Origin of the sequence: Pedobacter frigoris (genome assembly GCF_005116445.1) — a bacterium.
GTDB lineage: Bacteria > Bacteroidota > Bacteroidia > Sphingobacteriales > Sphingobacteriaceae > Pedobacter > Pedobacter frigoris.
The window spans coordinates 159,735-175,911 of the sequence record NZ_SWBQ01000001.1 but is presented as its reverse complement, the minus strand read 5'-3'; the positions used below and the strand labels follow the sequence as shown (position 1 = coordinate 175,911).

Genomic DNA, 16,177 nt, shown 5'->3' with positions numbered 1-16,177 from the left:
TTATTGTAATTCTATTTGTACAGACAAGCCTTTTCCGATCTTACTTCCTGCCGGAATAGATTGTGCTATAACTTTACCACGTCCTTTTACATTGGTTTTCAAACCCGCATTACCCAACAGGTACAAGGCATCCTTTAAGCCCATACCGTCAATATTGGGCATCACTCCTTTTAATGCACTAAACTCTTCATACACAACCCCATTGCTGGTATCCAGGGAATTAAAATATGGCGACTTTGCCGCATAGAGTGCTTTAATACCAAATGCGTTATATACTTTTTTTACAGCTTTACTCTGACCCGCTTTTGCTTCCGGATTACTCGTATTGCCCACCAGATGATCTGGTATATTATTATACATCTGCATATCACTTGCATAAATGCGATCAGCGATCTCTTTAAATACGGGTCCCGCCACCTGGGCTCCATAATACCCATTTTTAGGACCGTTTATAGATACCATAATTGAATACTTTGGCTTATCGGCAGGGAAATACCCGCAGAATGAAGCTTGGTAGCTCCGTTTACCCTTGTAACCCCTGTTTGCATCAGCAACTTGTGCAGTACCGGTTTTACCAGCAACCCTGTACAATGGTGAACCCATCAATTTACCTGTACCCTGAGTCACTACATTCTCCAGCATAGCCTGCAGCTTCTTAAGTGTCCTCTGCGAACAGATCTGATCTTTAATCACCCTTGCCTTAAATTGCTGTACAGGATTACCCAGACGCCTGATTTCTTTTACAAAAATTGGCGCAATGTATTTCCCATTATTTGCTACCGCATTATAAAACGTAAGCATTTGAAGAGGGGTAATCATCATTTCATAACCATAAGCCATTTGCGGTAAAGACATCTTAGTCCACGATTTATTCTTAGGACTCTTAATCACGGGCTTAGCCTCTCCAGGAATCTGCAGACCCAGCGGCTCATTCATATGGATATCATACAGATGATCAGTAAACTCTGAGGGGTCATCCTGGTAATTCATATTCACCAACTTTGCCACAGCAGTATTTGCAGACTGCTCAAAAGCCTTCATTACTGTTACCGTACCTATTCCTCCATGAGAATCTTTAATGGTATGGCCAGGAATTTTATAAAAGCCATCACCGGTAGCCACCATCGTGTTGGTATCTACCTTATTATCTTCCAATAAGGCCATGTAAGAGGCTAGCTTAAATGTAGATCCCGGATCCTGACTGCCACCGATCGCATAATTAAACTGTTCTTCGTAAACTCCCTCTTTCACTCTGGAATAATTAGCAACAGCTCTGATCTCACCGGTTGCCACCTCCATTAATATCACAGTACCAAAATCAGCATCACTGATTTTCAACTGTTTCTCAAGCGCACTTTGCGCTAAATCCTGCATGTTGATGTCAATGGTAGAAATGATATCTGCACCTTCTTTTGGCGCTACTTCAGCCTCGTCATTAACCGGCATCCAAACGCCGCCTGAAATTCTCTGAACAAGCCTTCTTCCTTTTTCTCCATTAATGTATTCCCCAAATGCTCCTTCCAAACCTACACCATTACTTACATTTTCATTTTTATAGCCAATAGTTCTGGAAGCCAGATATTTAAATGGCTTTATTCTTTTATTCTGCTGAACCGCAATCAGACCTCCGGTATATTTTCCTACGTTATATAAGGGAAAAGTTCTGATCGTTTTTAATTCCTGATAACCCACTTTTCGCTTGATTAGCAGGTAACGGGCACTATCCCTTCTGGCCGAACGTAAATACCTTGAATACTCTTTAGGAGTTTTGTCTTTAAAAAACTGTGACATTCGAAGCGCCAGGGAATCCACCTTGCTGTCGAATAATGTATTATCAGCTATTCCTCCTGCAAACATATCCATACGCAGTTCATATTCAGGGATAGAAGTAGCCAAAAGACTACCATCTACCGAATAAATATTACCGCGCGCAGCTTCTACATTGATATACTTTGTAGAGAGACTATCGGCCATGGCACGCCATCTATGTCCCTCCACAAACTGTACATCGCAAAGCCTGATCAATACTGCCACGGCAAACAGCACAATCAGTCCGAAAGACAGATAAACACGCAATAATATGTTAGCTCTAATATTCATTACTGTTTATTATAATTTTTTTTGGTGGCTCGGTTAGCTCCTTAATACCCAATGTGTCTACTTTTTTCGCAACCTCTGTCAGCTTGCTCTTAAACATCAAATCAGCTTTAAGTGACTTATATTCCCAGCTCAGTTCTTTTACTTCTTTATTTAATTTATCAATGTTTCTGATGTTCTTCACCGCCATGTGACTGTTTGCAATATATAACATGCACAGTACCGAGAGAAAAATCAAAAACGGTAACATCTCCGTTGCTGCCTCTTTACTAACCACACCCTCAGTAAATAACTTTTTAAAGAACAAATTTTCAGTTGAAGGCTCCTTTTTCTTAGCCTTTACCTCAATTTCTTCTTCCAATTCAGGCTCATCATTTTCTATATGTTCTCTGAACTTATTATTCATAACTTCTCCCCAATCCTCAGTTTCGCACTCCTGGACCTACTGTTACGCAGCAATTCCTCTTCATCAGCCACCACAGCTTTCCTCGTAATCACCTTAAAAGGCTTCAACTCATTCCCAAAGAAATCCTTCTCTACTTCACCTTTAAGCTTGCCTTTGGCTAAAAAATTCTTTACAGGCCTGTCCTCCAGAGAATGATAAGACATCACCACCAAACGACCGCCGCTTTTCAATACATCCGCAGTCTGCACCAGAAAACTTTCCAAAACATTAATTTCGGCGTTAACCTCAATTCTGAGCGCCTGAAAAACCTGCGCCATATATTTATGCTCCTTGCCTTTTGGAATATGCGCACCAGCAACCTTTTTAAAATCGGCAAGCGTCTGCACAGGCTGCTCCACACGTCCTGTCACCACAGCCTTGGCCAGCGACTTCGCATTTTTCACCTCTCCATATATTCCAAAAATCTTATGCAGCTGGTCTTCCGAATAGGTATTCAAAACTTCTGCGGCGGTCAACTTACCCTGCTTATCCATGCGCATATCCAACACAGATTCAAACCGGGTAGAAAAACCGCGTTCAGCTTCATTAAACTGATGAGAAGAAACACCCAAATCAGCCAGAATACCATCGACCGATTTAAAACCAAGCAGACGAAGATTGTTTTTTAAAAAGGCGAAGTTCTGATCCACAAACAAAAAGCGCGGATCATCTATTTTATTTCGTTGTGCGTCAGGGTCCTGATCAAAAGCGATCAGGACACCATCCTTGCCTAAATGTTTCAATATCTCCCTCGAGTGACCACCACCCCCGAAAGTTACATCCACATACACACCATCAGGTTTAATGTTTAAACCATCGATACATTCTTTTAACATTACAGGAACGTGGTAGTTATTTTCCATCTTCCCTCCTGTTCTTATCACCCATTACCTCAGCCGCAAGCATTGCGAAATCAGCAGGATCTTTATCAAACAACGCTTCATAAGATTTTTTGGACCAAACCTCAATCTTATCAAACTGACATGCGAGTACCAACTCGGAATTGATTTCAATGCCCACAGACTCCATCAGGGAGTTAGGCAAATTAATCCTACCGGTAGCATCCAGTGTCAATTCTGTCGCACCACGTGTAAATAACCTTATAAATTCTCTGTTTTTTTGTTCGTACGGATTCAGCTTACTCAAGTCCTCCACTATCGTTTCCCATACTTTCTTAGGGTAAATTACCAGGTGTTTCTCAAAACCCCTATTAACCACAAGTCCCTCTTGCTCAACATTAGGCAATTGTTTTTTTAAACTCGAAGGGACCATCAAGCGTCCTTTCGCGTCTAATTTACAATCAAATTCTCCTAATAACTGAACCATAACAATATATGCGCTTTTTATGTAGTGTAAAAATAGGTACTTCTACCACTTTTTACCACATTCTACCACAAAAAGTTTTCCACATATTATTTACCTACCACTTTCCCCCATTTTTGACTCAAAAAGCCATAAAATAGCGGTGGGAGGAAGTGGTAAAAAAAACAGGCGTCTCGTAAAAACGAAACGCCTGTCCTTAAAATGAGTCAGGCCTACTAATCATTAATAGCCTTAACACCAGGCAACTCCTTACCTTCCATATATTCCAACAATGCTCCACCACCGGTAGACACATAGCTAACTTTATCTTCTAAATTGAACTTAGCGATTGCCGCAGCAGAATCACCACCGCCGATTAAAGAAAAAGCACCATTATTTTGGGTAGCTTCAACAACAGCATTGGCTATCGCACGGGTTCCCTGCTCGAAATTTGCCATCTCAAAAACGCCCATAGGTCCATTCCACAATAGTGTTTTAGAATCTTTGATTACTTTTGAAAACAGTTCGATGCTTTTTGTACCTATATCTAAGCCCATCCAGTCTGCAGGAATCTCGCCAGAATCAACAGCATCTTTTCTGGCATCATTATCAAATTTATCTGCGATGATGGTATCTACCGGCAAAATCAGGTTTACGCCTTTAGCTTTAGCTTTTTCAAGCAGCTCTAGGCATAGTGCCATTCTGTCTTCCTCTAACAAAGATGTACCTATTTCACCACCCTGTGCTTTAGCAAAAGTATAAGCCATACCACCACCTATAATCAGGTTATCTACTTTATCCAGTAAACTTTCAATCAATAAAATTTTATCAGAAACTTTAGCACCTCCCATAATTGCTGTAAAAGGTTTATCAGCACCATGGTTCACTTTCTCTGCATTTTTCAATTCCTCAGCCATCAGGTAGCCAAAGTATTTGTCATTAGAGAAGAATTCTGCAATAATCGCCGTAGAAGCATGAGCACGGTGTGCTGTCCCAAATGCGTCGTTTACATAAACATTACCCAGTTTCGACAGCTTCTCTGCAAAAGCCTTATCACCTTTTTCCTCTTCTTTGTAGAAACGAAGGTTTTCCAGTAGTAATACTTGTCCGGGAACAAGATTTCTAGCCTTATCCACTGCCTGAGCACCTATACAATCATCCGCAAACTGCACTTCGATATCCAGCATCCTGGATAAATCACCTAAAATATGTTTCAATGAATATTTATCTTCCGGGCCACCTTTTGGTCTTCCCAGGTGAGACATCAAGATCACACTGCCACCGTCATTTAATATTTTAGTAATGGTAGGCAATGCAGCACGCATTCTCTTATCGTCTGTAATATTGAAATCTTTGTCTAAAGGGACATTAAAATCTACCCGGACTAAAGCTTTTTTATCAGCAAAATTGCATTGATCTATTGTTCTCATCATTAAATAATTTTATAGTATGGTTTTAGTATGTATGTAGTTCGTTTTAAACGGGTCAGTTTTGTATAGCAAATATATAGCAATTTATCACTTCGCCCAATCTGCAAAGGAATGAATTGTCCTTTTGTGTCTGATCCTTCTAAATACACCATCACCTTCCCTCTTTCTTTATTATATCCAATTCCTCATGAACTGCCTGTTTACTTTTGTTCTGTATTCGTTTTACGTTCGCATCTACAAAAGCTCTCCACAAGTCCTTCATAGGGGTTACTCAAGGGTTGGAAGGGCTACAGCTTCTCCAACGGTTGTGTAGGGGTTGTATAGTTGCTGCGTTTCAGTTGTAAATCTACGAACACACATCAAAAGCAAACCAAATGCAGTACGGAACAAAGTACTCAGAGGCAATATTTCATTTGCAGTTATACTTGAGCCTTAGTCGCCAGTATCCTTTGAACCACATCAACTAATCTGGAAGAATATCCCGATTCATTGTCATACCATCCCACTACCTTCACTAAGTCCCCTACGATAGAAGTCAATTGCGCATCAAATATGCAGGAATGGGTATTATCCAAAATATCTACAGAAACAATTGGATCTTCAGTGTATTCTACAATACCTAACAATTCATTTTCAGACGCTCTTTTAAAAGCGGCATTGATCTCTGCTATTGTTGTTGGAGATTTAAGGATACAAGTGAAATCGGTTAATGATCCGTTTAGCACAGGCACCCTTATTCCGGCCCCGCCCAACTTACCTTCAAGGTGTGGAAATATATTTGTAATTGCCTTAGCAGCGCCTGTACTTGTGGGAATGATGGATGCTGAGGCCGCTCTTGCTCTTCGCAAATCTTTATGTGGAGCATCATGCAAATTCTGATCACCAGTCATCGAATGAACGGTTGTAATGTATCCATCCAGGATCCCCCAATTGTCGTCAAGGATTTTAACCATGGGCGCCACGTTATTGGTAGTACATGAGGCGTTGGAAAGTATTGGAGAACTAAAATCTACATCGCTGTCATTTACCCCCAGGACTACCATCGGAATGTCCTTATCTGCAGAAGGGGCTGAAATCAACACCTGTTTTGCTCCGGCCTTCAAATGCTGCTCGGCGCCGGACCTACTGGTAAATTTACCTGTTGATTCCAGAACAAGATCAACATTTAACTCCTCCCAGGGTAATTCAGATGGATTGGACTTAGCAAAAACGACTATCTTTTTTCCATTAATAATAAGTCCTTCTTTATCAAAATCGACTTCCCCCTTAAATCCTCTATGTACCGTATCATATTTAAATAGGTGGGCAAGGGTGGCAGTATCTCCAAGATCGTTAATTGCTATGACATTTATGTTTCTTTCAATTGCAGCACGTAAAAAAATACGTCCTATCCTACCGAAACCATTAATTGCGATGTTCATTTCTTTGCGCTGTTTATGCGGGCAAAAGTACCTATATTATAGCGAGCAAGCCAACAATTCCCTAACGAAATCTCAAAGTTTTACATCGGAATTAACTTCTTTTTCCTTTTTTTATAGGTTATCCAAATATTAAAAATAATACAGACACAAAATAAAACACCTATTAATTCAGTAATATTAAGAAAACTCAGGGAAAATGCTAAGATTAAGATCCAGACATTAAAACACGCAAGAATCAAAACAATGCTCACATCACTGAAACCCAAAAACTTAAGTTTATGATGTATGTGATTTTTATCTCCTGCAAAAGGTGATTTACCACGTGATAGCCGAAGTAAAATCACCCGGATTCCGTCAAATACAGGTACAATTAAAATTGCCAGCGCAATTGCGGGCGACAGATCCGCTATGTCCGCATCTAACACATTTTGGCCGTTCAATGTTAAAAACCTAAGGGCTGAAGAAATAGAAATCAGCCCAATTAGCATTGAACCGCCATCTCCCATAAATACAGTTCCGGAAACAAAATTATACCTCAAAAAGCCAGCTATTGCACCCGTTATGCCAAATGACACTAAAGCCATAGTGGTATTCCCAAGTTTTAAAAAAAGTATCCCAAAACTAATATTAACAATAAACCCAATAGTGCCGGCCAAACCGTCAACCCCATCGATAAAGTTAAAAGCATTGACAACAAAAACCACAGTCCCTATTGAAAGAACCGCAGCACTCAATTCACTAAGCTCATAGATTCCAAACAAGCCATACATGCTCGTTATTTTATAATCCCCGATAAAAACGAGCACAACAGCCGCAAGAAATTGAACCTGAACCTTTTCCACAGGTAACACTCCACCCAGAATGTCATCTTTTAATCCAATAAAAAATACAACTCCCGTAGAAATCAACAAAGCTACAACCTCATCATTCTGAATATTTAAAAGTAACAACATGCTCAGCATAAAAGCTGAAAAGATGGCAACTCCTCCTAATCTGGATGTTCCAAGACCATGACATTTCCGATGAAACTCTAAATCATCATACAATTCAAACCAGTCACAATAATCGATGATAATTGGTATCTTAATTACTGTAAGAATAAAGGAAATGCAAAAAACGCCAAATAAATCACACATATCTAAATTGCCTTAATTTTCTCAGTTTCTTTAAGATCACACCTATAACCGGATTAAAAACGCTGTTTAACTTCATAGCCCTATAATCATGAAAAGCAGTTGAACATATCCTGAGCAAAGAATCATTACTCCTGCCGCCTGTCCTCATAATTACCATCACCCTATCCAAAAAAAACGCTGATACATCATTTTTATAAAAAAGTCTTAAAATCATTTCATAATCGCCGCTATTGCCAAACGACAATGAATACTCTCCACAATTTTTAAAAACTGCTCTTTTAAGGTATAAAGTCGGGTGAGGGGGCATCCAGCCGAATCGAAAATCTGATTTCCTAAACGAACCGGATTTCCATATCCTCACAATTTGTGTAAGATCATTACGCTTCACGAAATAGAGATTTCCATAGACTGCATCACAGGAATTTCTTCTGAAACAATTTACAACGGCAGACAAAACATCCGGATCTGCTAATAAATCATCGGCATTTAAGACGCCAATCACTTCCCCTGTCGCTAATCCAATGGCTTTATTTATGGCGTCATACATAGACAGATCGGGTTCGCTCCTCATGCACGAAATGTGCTTTGAATATTTACCGATGATCTCCAATGTTCCATCTGTGGATCCCCCATCAATTAAAATGTATTCTATATCCCGGTATTCCTGACTAATTATTGACCTGATACAATCTTCAATAAAGTAGCTGCAATTAAAAACTGCAGTAATCACACTAACTCTCATAATAGATTAATATATTTGCTCACAAGAATAAATAAAAAACAAATATAAACAACAATAAATACTATTAAATAATTTAAATTAACTATTAAGATACTGTAATTCTTTTCAGAATTCTAACCTTATGGCACAAAATATTGTAATAAAAGAAATTAGTTACCTAAAAATTCTAAGGATTTTGATCGGAAAATGGCACTGGATCGCATTTAGCTTGATCTTAAGTTTATCAATAGCATTTACCTATTTAACCTTTACCGCTCCGGTCTACAAATGCAATGCTTCATTGAAATTCGAAGAGAAGCGTTCTGAACTTTCAGAATTAACCAGTATTAGAAACATTTATGAAAGGACAAATAAAGTAGAGTCTGAAGCGCTGATCATCAAATCGAGAAGCGTACTCACAAAAGCAATCAGGTTATTAAATTACAATGTATCTTTTTATAGAAGATCAAATTTCAAATTAGCGGAAACTTATCCAACCAAACCCCTCACAATCAAAATCACATGGAGGAATCAAAGAACACCTGTCACTATTTTTGCTTTTCAGGCCATCAGCCACAACCGGTTTAAATTATCTTATAAAGACGCCGGCAGCAATCAGGTTCATCACTACTATAAATATGGTGATTTAATAAACCATCCTAACGCTTCATTCAAAATACTGGCTTCAGACAACGCCCTTCTTCATAAAGAAGTCGTTTCATTCCATTTCAACACCGATACAGAACTTATAGAGCGAATAACCCGGTCGTTAAGAATAGATGATCATCAAAACATCAACGTGTTGAATCTCGGGATTACAGACCATAATCCTTATTTCGCAACAGACATTTTGAATGCCATATTGGAACAGTACTTAATATTTGACAAATATCAGCGCCTGTCCTCTGCAAGTCAGACCGAAAAATTTATAGAGACATTACTCAATACAATTTCTGTCACGGCTGACTCTTCAGCTCAGGTTTTTCAAAAATTCAGAGAAGAGGAGAGCTTTCCCAGATCAAATGATGCTCATGAATACCTGGAAAAACTATCGATCCTGCAAAATGAGGCCCATGTAATAAGCACAAAAATTCTTGAATCTTCATTCATCAAAAAAAGCATGGATTCATCCGGCAATGAAGACCATTTCAATGATAACCTGCTATCGGTTACGGATCCCCAGTTGATTTATTTAATTACAAAATACAATGAACTTTTGGCAAAAAAAAGAGAATCAGTGCACCTGTTTCCAAAACGATCTGTCTTTTTAACACAAATTGAACAACAAATTGCTGAGCTTAAAATAGCCATTTCAAAAAACGTCGGGAGTCAGCATGAGGTGCTGATTAAAAAGAACGAACTTTTAAAATCAAAGACCGATCAGCTCCTGCTCAAATTAAAAACATTTCCACGCAGGGAGCGACAATTTGCAGCATTGCAATCCAGGTCAGAAATACAACAAAAAGTATTGAACTACTTAATAGAGAAAAAACTGGAAGCACAGGTTTCAAAATCAGCTGTAACACCCGGAGCCCTGATTATTGACAAGGCTGTTGCTCCTTCTGAACCGATAGCGCCTATACCCCGGAATATCTATACCATTTCTATATTTTGTAGTTTTTTACTATCCACGGGAGCTATATTGATTGCTAAAAAACTCAATCCGCATATACATACAAGAGAAGATATCGAAGATGCAACTGACATACAAATACTTGGAGTAGTACCGAAGTACAAACATGCAGATCTGCTCTCTATCCCTACATTACACAATCCTGAATGTTTATTTTCTGAATCAATTAGAATGCTCAGGAGCAACTTAAGTTTTTTAGCAGCGGAGAAATCAAGCAAGATAATCCACATTACCTCTGAAGTCTCAGGAGAAGGAAAATCATTCCTGTCAGTCAATCTGGCTACATCCCTTTCTCTGATCAATAAAAAAGTGATCCTGATCGCTGCTGACTTAAGAAAATCTTCGTTACATAAAATTCTGAACCTACCCAGCCAACCTGGCTTAAGCAATTGTCTGGTTACTGAAATAGGAATCGGGAATATTATAAAAAACACAAATATTCCAAATCTTGATTTTATATCTTCCGGCACCATTCCTCCAAATCCTGCTGAATTGCTACACAGTAAAAAAATGGAGGACATGCTCATAGTCCTAAGGAAGAGCTACGATTTCATCCTTATAGATTCGGCGCCTGTTGGTATTGTTTCAGACTGTAAGCCAATGATTAAAATGGCAGACATTAATCTGTTCATAATCCGGGCAGGAGTGTCAAGACATGACTATGCTTTTACTCCCCAAACACTAAAAAAGGAATTTAATTTGAGTAATATCTCAATAATCCTAAATGACTTTCAGCCGAACAATTTTCACGCACCCTATTATAAAAGCAAAAGAACCGGGATAAATTATCAGAATTACAATTACTCAGCTTAGACATATGAGCAAAAAACCAGTTCTTTTATTTCTTGGCTTGAGCATCTTCAATACCAATGGAGGCATTCAGCAGGTATGCAAATCATTGATTTATGCGCTGAGCACTATCGCTTTAAAGAGAAATATAGGTTTTCAAATTTGTTCATTACATGATAAAAATCCAGATCCAAAGTACGTTGAAAAAGCAAATTTCATTGGCTTTAGCAATAAGCGGGCGCATTTTATATTAAAAGTACTGAGCAATTTCAGAGATACGAAAACAGTCATTCTTGGTCATGTGCACCTGTTGCCCCTCGCATTCCTGCTAAAAACGTTAAGCAAGGATACTGAAATCATCATACTGGCCCATGGTGTTGAAGTGTGGCGGCACCTGAAAGCATGGCAATGCTATTTACTTAGAAAAAAAGTAACCATCTGGGCCGTAAGCAGCTTTACAAAACACATACTGGAAACCAGACACAAGATCAATCCCCATCGCATACATATTTTGAATAACTCCATTTCTCCATTTTTTTCGGTGCCAGATCATTTTCATAAACCCCGGGAATTGCAAAAACGATACGAACTGAAACAAAAGACGATCTTATTAAGCATCACCAGGAAAACTGGGGAGGATAGATACAAGGGGTATGATCATGTGATAAATGCTATTCCCTCCCTCTTATCCAGATTCCCTAACCTACATTACCTTATTTGTGGACAGCAATATAGCGATGAGAAACACAGAATCCATACACTAATTGGCAAGCTAAATATCAGGCCACATGTTACATTGTTAGATTTCATACCTGCTGAAGAACTTACCGCGCATTACCTCCTGGCAGACCTTTTCATTTTGCCAAGCAAAAAAGAGGGCTTCGGAATTGTATTCATTGAAGCAGCGGCATGTGGTCTCAAAATCATATCAGGAAATCAGGATGGAAGCATCGATGCCATGCTAAACGGGAAGCTGGGCTGCATGGTCGACCCTGATAACTCCACCCAAATCAAAGATGCAATCATTCGAAATCTAGGGCAGAAGCACAATTACACTAAAGCTAAACTCATTCAGAAAACTTGTTTAAAATACTTCAGCCATAAAAAATATGCTTTCAACGTAGAACATCTTCTAAATCAAACAGACCTTTTCAAATGACCAGAAAAAACCAAATATGGAACATCACACCACGGCCCGCAATATTTAAAATTCGGCTAAGAAATCTTTGTCCTTACCGCTATTTATTTGCAAAACTCATACAGCGCGAGATCACTTCATTTTACAGACAAACCTTACTGGGGCCGTTATGGTTTTTCATACAGCCACTACTTACTACATCAATTTTCGTTTTCACTTTTGGCAAGCTCACAAAAATCCCTACAGATGGCATACCCCCACCTCTCTTTTACCTCTCAGGGATAATCATATGGAACTATTTTACCGACTGCATTAACAAGACAGCAGGAGTTTTCAAAGACAACCTGCCTTTGTTCAGCAAAATCTATTTTCCCAGGATCATAATGCCGCTAAGTACAGTCACCGCTCTACTAATGAGATTCGGCATCCAATTGAGCTTGTTTATTACCCTTCTCATCTTTTATCGTTTTAACGGCTTCCGGTTCCATCTGAATTCATATATTTTTCTATTTCCTCTTCTGATCATCAATACCGCAGCATTAGGTCTTGGGATTGGTCTGTTAATATCAGCCCTCACGATAAAATACAGGGACCTCAATTTTTTAATCGCTTTTGGTATCCAGTTAATGATGTATGCAACAACAGTTATTTTTCCGCTTTCAGCCACCCCTAAACATTTCAGAAAGCTTTTACAAATTAATCCTGTAACTAACATCATAGAAACGTTCAGGTATGCGCTTTTTAGCAAAGGACTTACAAACCTCCAATCTCTTATTTCAGCATTGATCATCTCAGCTGTAATACTCTTTTGCGGAATTATTGCATTTAAAAGAGCTGAAACAAATTTCATCGATAACGTATGAGTAAAAATATGCCTGAGACCATAATCCACGTAGAAAATCTATCTAAGTTATATAAAAACAATCCCGTTAAGAATTCGGGATTTAATTACACCTCCACAACTTTCTGGGCCTTAAAAGATGTAAATTTTCACGTCATGCAGGGAGATATTGTAAACCTCAGCGGAGACAATGGCGCAGGAAAGAGTACCTTATTAAAAATCCTAAGCAGGATCACCTCTCCTACATTTGGTAAAATTACAGGATTCGGAAGGATAAACAGTTTACTTGAAGTTGGAGCAGGATTTCACCCCGAACTAACAGGGATCGAAAACATCTACTTAAATGGAGCCATGCTACTGATGAATAAGGCACAAATCAAATTAACTATTGATAAAATATGTGACTTCGCAGGGATCAGCAAGCACATTCATGTTCCCGTTAAAAGATATTCTACAGGTATGTATATGCGCCTTGCATTTTCTATGGCAATGCATCTTGAATCTGAAATTTTGATTCTGGATGAGATACTTGCTGTGGGAGATCATTCATTTCAGCAAAAGTGCCTTAAAAAAATAAAAGACATCAATTCAAAGCAAGGCAGAACCATACTTATGGTAGACCACAATAACAAATTCCCAAAAAACTTATACAATAAACAGATCAAACTGATCAATGGAAGGATTGAATTATGAAAACAATACAACTAGCTATCGTGGTGAGCCATCCCATTCCATATTATACCCCGGTTTTCAGGGAACTCGCGAAAAGCATCAGGTTGAAAGTATTTTACACAGCGGGAAATGAGCAATTTTATGACTTTGGATTTCAAAGAAACATGCAATGGGATGCCAATCTGCTGCAAGGATACGACCACCAGTTTTTAACCAATACCGGCAGACAACACCATTACATACATTTTTTCAGGATTAAAAATCCGGATGCGATAGAAGCCATAAAGCTATTCAATCCGCAGCATTTGCTAATCTATGGCTGGGCATACTACAGTCACCTTAGCATCATCAGGTATTTTAAAAACAAAGTAAAGATCAGCTTCCGTGGAGATTCTAATCTTTTAAATAGCTCATCCGGCCTAAAACACCTATTTAAAAAAATTGCGCTCCGATGGATATATAAACACATAGATCAGGCATTTTTCACTGGAACTCACAGCAAAATCTATTTTAAAGCATATGGACTAAAAGAAAGCCAGTTATTCTTTGCTCCGCATGCGATAGACAATCAAAAATTTGCAACAGTACCTCACGGATCAGAAAAACAAACTTTAAGAGATAAACTGGGCTTGCAGAACGATAACATCCTGATTCTGTTTGCCGGAAAATTCAATCCCAATAAAAATCCGCGATTATTACTGAATGCTTTCTTAAGAATAAAATCAGAACATTTAATACTACTTTTTGTCGGCAGCGGTATTCTGGAACACAAATTAAAAGAAACGGTCCGGAAGCGCCAGAATTCAAAAGTTCATTTTCTTCCTTTCCAAGACCAGGACTACATGCCTGGGATTTATCAGGCCTGTGATCTTTTCTGTATGCCATCCAACCATGAGACCTGGGGACTGGCAATCAATGAAGCAATGGCCGCAGGTAAAGCAATATTGGCTTCAGATCATATTGGGTGTGCTATAGATCTGATCCGGGAAAGTAATGGAAAGACTTTCAAAAGAGGTGACATCACTGATCTTCAAGAAAAATTAGAGCTGTTAATGGTCCGCAAATCCGATTTAACAGAAAGAGGATTAGCCTCAAAGTCCATAATAGCAAAATGGGACTTCAATACACAAATAAATAATATGCTGTATGCTTTTAAATGAAACTTACCGCAAAATAAAAATTCTGACCCCTCTGTATTTCCCATGGATTTTGGCTGAATCTATAGCATACTACGCTGAATTATCCTATTTCATTGCATGGATGGGATCATTCTATATTTTCTATTTAACAATTTTCTCTCCCTTTCGCTTTCAAAGTATAGATCTTCCTATGCGTCACCAGGTCATGAGACCCCTGGTCATGATACAGGTCATTTTCGCTGGTTTCATGTGCTGTACTTCAATATTCTACTTCTTAAACCATTTAAACCACTTTCAGCCTGATGTGCAGGGGCAGATCACATTAATAGCCAAATGCCAACGAATTTCATTATTGGCACATGCCGCTATGGTCAGTGGGATAATTATAGCTACCAAATCAAGACCGGTTATTCCCCACAAAATCCTAACAAATCCTTTCCTTCTGGTTATACTGTCGACGGTTGCCTATTCTTTAACTTTAATTATTGATTTTGTGCCGCTCCCGGCGCTTACTCAAATAAAATATCCGCTTCTGAATATTTCTATCAGTTGTGCGGCCTGTATTTTGGTTAAAGGAATAGCAAATAAAAACCCCTCAAACCTTTTTTTTGGCGGTTTTGCATTCTTTGCTCAACTCCTGAATTCCACACTTTCAGGATATAAAGAGACAATTATTGTCTACGTAATCTTAATCTGCTTTATTGCATTTCCGTATTTTAAAAAAACAGTTACCCTGTTGTCCTTACCCATAGTTTATTTATTGTTTTATACACTACCGACTTTCACTACGGTTATCAGGGCGCAGTCATGGACTTCAGGCAAACCTTTAAAAACAGCAAGGGAAAATGCTTATGAAACTTTTTTTAACGAAGAGGATCAGCAACAGATCATGATGAATAACGAGGAGTTTCTGATCAATAGATTGAGTGAGATAGGCATGTTTACAAAATATGTAAAACTGGTGCCCGAACAGCAGCCATATTATGGACTACAAATCATTTCCAATTCATTTTACAGTCTGATTCCGCGCATAGTATGGACCGACAAGCCAAATACAGAAAAAATTGCGATGGAAAGGGTCTATGAATGTGGAGTAGTTAGCAGGGCATCGAGCGTATCTGCCAAGACAAGACCTATAGTAGATGGATATCTAAGTGCTGGTTTTATCGGAGTATTCGTTTACATGTTCATTTACGGGCTACTCGCACAATTTTTATGCAATAAAGCCGAGCAACTTTTCGGCGGCTACCAAGTGGGCTGTATCATCATTTTCAACAGCATATTTCAGCCCTTATGGCGTGGAAATACCTTTGAATTCCTGCTCAACAACATCTTGTACGGATATCTCCTGATGTACCTCATTTATTTATTCATGAAAAAATTCAAGATAGTTAATCCATAAACACAGAAAAA

The 16,177-nt window shown here is 38.7% G+C and carries 14 protein-coding genes; 6 read left to right on the top strand and 8 right to left on the bottom strand.

Annotated elements, in window-relative coordinates; all coding sequences use genetic code 11:
• The 8 genes from FA047_RS00710 to FA047_RS00675 all read right to left on the bottom strand — a co-directional run bounded on the left by FA047_RS00710 (position 1) and on the right by FA047_RS00675 (position 8,573).
• Positions 1-2,100, bottom strand: coding sequence for a penicillin-binding protein (locus tag FA047_RS00710; RefSeq protein WP_136834075.1), 2,100 nt, complete (start codon positions 2,098-2,100; stop codon positions 1-3).
• Complete coding sequence (locus tag FA047_RS00705; protein WP_136834074.1) at positions 2,090-2,503, bottom strand: FtsL-like putative cell division protein; 414 nt, start codon at positions 2,501-2,503, stop codon at positions 2,090-2,092. The genes FA047_RS00710 and FA047_RS00705 overlap by 11 nt, the downstream gene beginning before the upstream one ends.
• Positions 2,500-3,405, bottom strand: coding sequence for a 16S rRNA (cytosine(1402)-N(4))-methyltransferase RsmH (rsmH, locus tag FA047_RS00700; RefSeq protein WP_136834073.1), 906 nt, complete (start codon positions 3,403-3,405; stop codon positions 2,500-2,502). The genes FA047_RS00705 and rsmH overlap by 4 nt, the downstream gene beginning before the upstream one ends.
• Positions 3,395-3,868 (bottom strand): division/cell wall cluster transcriptional repressor MraZ, encoded by a 474-nt coding sequence (mraZ, locus tag FA047_RS00695; RefSeq protein WP_136834072.1) that lies wholly within the window; start codon positions 3,866-3,868, stop codon positions 3,395-3,397. Before mraZ ends, rsmH begins: the two co-directional genes overlap by 11 nt.
• Before the next feature lie 212 nt (positions 3,869-4,080).
• Positions 4,081-5,274: a phosphoglycerate kinase gene (locus FA047_RS00690; protein ID WP_136835117.1), complete on the bottom strand. Its 1,194-nt coding sequence runs from the start codon at positions 5,272-5,274 to the stop codon at positions 4,081-4,083.
• A gap of 419 nt (positions 5,275-5,693) precedes the next feature.
• Positions 5,694-6,695: a type I glyceraldehyde-3-phosphate dehydrogenase gene (gene gap / locus FA047_RS00685; RefSeq protein ID WP_136834071.1), complete on the bottom strand. Its 1,002-nt coding sequence runs from the start codon at positions 6,693-6,695 to the stop codon at positions 5,694-5,696.
• 80 nt (positions 6,696-6,775) lie between these two features.
• On the bottom strand, positions 6,776-7,645 hold the full coding sequence (locus FA047_RS00680; RefSeq protein ID WP_169304292.1) for an MraY family glycosyltransferase: 870 nt from the start codon (positions 7,643-7,645) through the stop codon (positions 6,776-6,778).
• 178 nt (positions 7,646-7,823) lie between these two features.
• Positions 7,824-8,573 (bottom strand): glycosyltransferase family 2 protein, encoded by a 750-nt coding sequence (locus FA047_RS00675; protein WP_136834069.1) that lies wholly within the window; start codon positions 8,571-8,573, stop codon positions 7,824-7,826.
• Positions 8,574-8,694: 121 nt separating this feature from the next.
• On the opposite strand from FA047_RS00675, the gene FA047_RS00670 reads away from it, so the two are divergent.
• The 6 genes from FA047_RS00670 to FA047_RS00645 are packed head-to-tail and all read left to right on the top strand — an operon-like array spanning position 8,695 to position 16,166.
• Positions 8,695-10,998, top strand: a complete 2,304-nt coding sequence (locus FA047_RS00670) for a GumC family protein (RefSeq protein WP_136834068.1) — start codon at positions 8,695-8,697, stop codon at positions 10,996-10,998.
• 4 nt (positions 10,999-11,002) lie between these two features.
• The gene (locus tag FA047_RS00665) at positions 11,003-12,133 is read left to right on the top strand and encodes a glycosyltransferase family 4 protein (protein ID WP_136834067.1); all 1,131 of its coding nucleotides are present in this window, start codon (positions 11,003-11,005) and stop codon (positions 12,131-12,133) included.
• Positions 12,130-12,975, top strand: coding sequence for an ABC transporter permease (locus FA047_RS00660; RefSeq protein ID WP_136834066.1), 846 nt, complete (start codon positions 12,130-12,132; stop codon positions 12,973-12,975). The genes FA047_RS00665 and FA047_RS00660 overlap by 4 nt, the downstream gene beginning before the upstream one ends.
• Positions 12,972-13,646: an ABC transporter ATP-binding protein gene (locus tag FA047_RS00655; protein ID WP_205943217.1), complete on the top strand. Its 675-nt coding sequence runs from the start codon at positions 12,972-12,974 to the stop codon at positions 13,644-13,646. Before FA047_RS00660 ends, FA047_RS00655 begins: the two co-directional genes overlap by 4 nt.
• On the top strand, positions 13,643-14,785 hold the full coding sequence (locus FA047_RS00650) for a glycosyltransferase family 4 protein (protein WP_136834064.1): 1,143 nt from the start codon (positions 13,643-13,645) through the stop codon (positions 14,783-14,785). The genes FA047_RS00655 and FA047_RS00650 overlap by 4 nt, the downstream gene beginning before the upstream one ends.
• Positions 14,772-16,166 (top strand): exosortase Y-associated Wzy-like protein, encoded by a 1,395-nt coding sequence (locus FA047_RS00645; protein ID WP_136834063.1) that lies wholly within the window; start codon positions 14,772-14,774, stop codon positions 16,164-16,166. Before FA047_RS00650 ends, FA047_RS00645 begins: the two co-directional genes overlap by 14 nt.
• Positions 16,167-16,177 lie beyond the last annotated feature (11 nt).

What these genes read in the sequence shown, in the direction of transcription:
- FA047_RS00710 (WP_136834075.1), bottom strand. Translation starts at nt 2,100, where the DNA reads ATGAATATTAGAGCTAACATATTATTGCGTGTTTATCTGTCTTTCGGA.
- FA047_RS00705 (WP_136834074.1), bottom strand. Translation starts at nt 2,503, where the DNA reads ATGAATAATAAGTTCAGAGAACATATAGAAAATGATGAGCCTGAATTG.
- rsmH (WP_136834073.1), bottom strand. Translation starts at nt 3,405, where the DNA reads ATGGAAAATAACTACCACGTTCCTGTAATGTTAAAAGAATGTATCGAT.
- mraZ (WP_136834072.1), bottom strand. Translation starts at nt 3,868, where the DNA reads ATGGTTCAGTTATTAGGAGAATTTGATTGTAAATTAGACGCGAAAGGA.
- FA047_RS00690 (WP_136835117.1), bottom strand. Translation starts at nt 5,274, where the DNA reads ATGAGAACAATAGATCAATGCAATTTTGCTGATAAAAAAGCTTTAGTC.
- gap (WP_136834071.1), bottom strand. Translation starts at nt 6,695, where the DNA reads ATGAACATCGCAATTAATGGTTTCGGTAGGATAGGACGTATTTTTTTA.
- FA047_RS00675 (WP_136834069.1), bottom strand. Translation starts at nt 8,573, where the DNA reads ATGAGAGTTAGTGTGATTACTGCAGTTTTTAATTGCAGCTACTTTATT.
- FA047_RS00670 (WP_136834068.1), top strand. Translation starts at nt 8,695, where the DNA reads ATGGCACAAAATATTGTAATAAAAGAAATTAGTTACCTAAAAATTCTA.
- FA047_RS00665 (WP_136834067.1), top strand. Translation starts at nt 11,003, where the DNA reads ATGAGCAAAAAACCAGTTCTTTTATTTCTTGGCTTGAGCATCTTCAAT.
- FA047_RS00660 (WP_136834066.1), top strand. Translation starts at nt 12,130, where the DNA reads ATGACCAGAAAAAACCAAATATGGAACATCACACCACGGCCCGCAATA.
- FA047_RS00655 (WP_205943217.1), top strand. Translation starts at nt 12,972, where the DNA reads ATGAGTAAAAATATGCCTGAGACCATAATCCACGTAGAAAATCTATCT.
- FA047_RS00650 (WP_136834064.1), top strand. Translation starts at nt 13,643, where the DNA reads ATGAAAACAATACAACTAGCTATCGTGGTGAGCCATCCCATTCCATAT.
- FA047_RS00645 (WP_136834063.1), top strand. Translation starts at nt 14,772, where the DNA reads ATGCTTTTAAATGAAACTTACCGCAAAATAAAAATTCTGACCCCTCTG.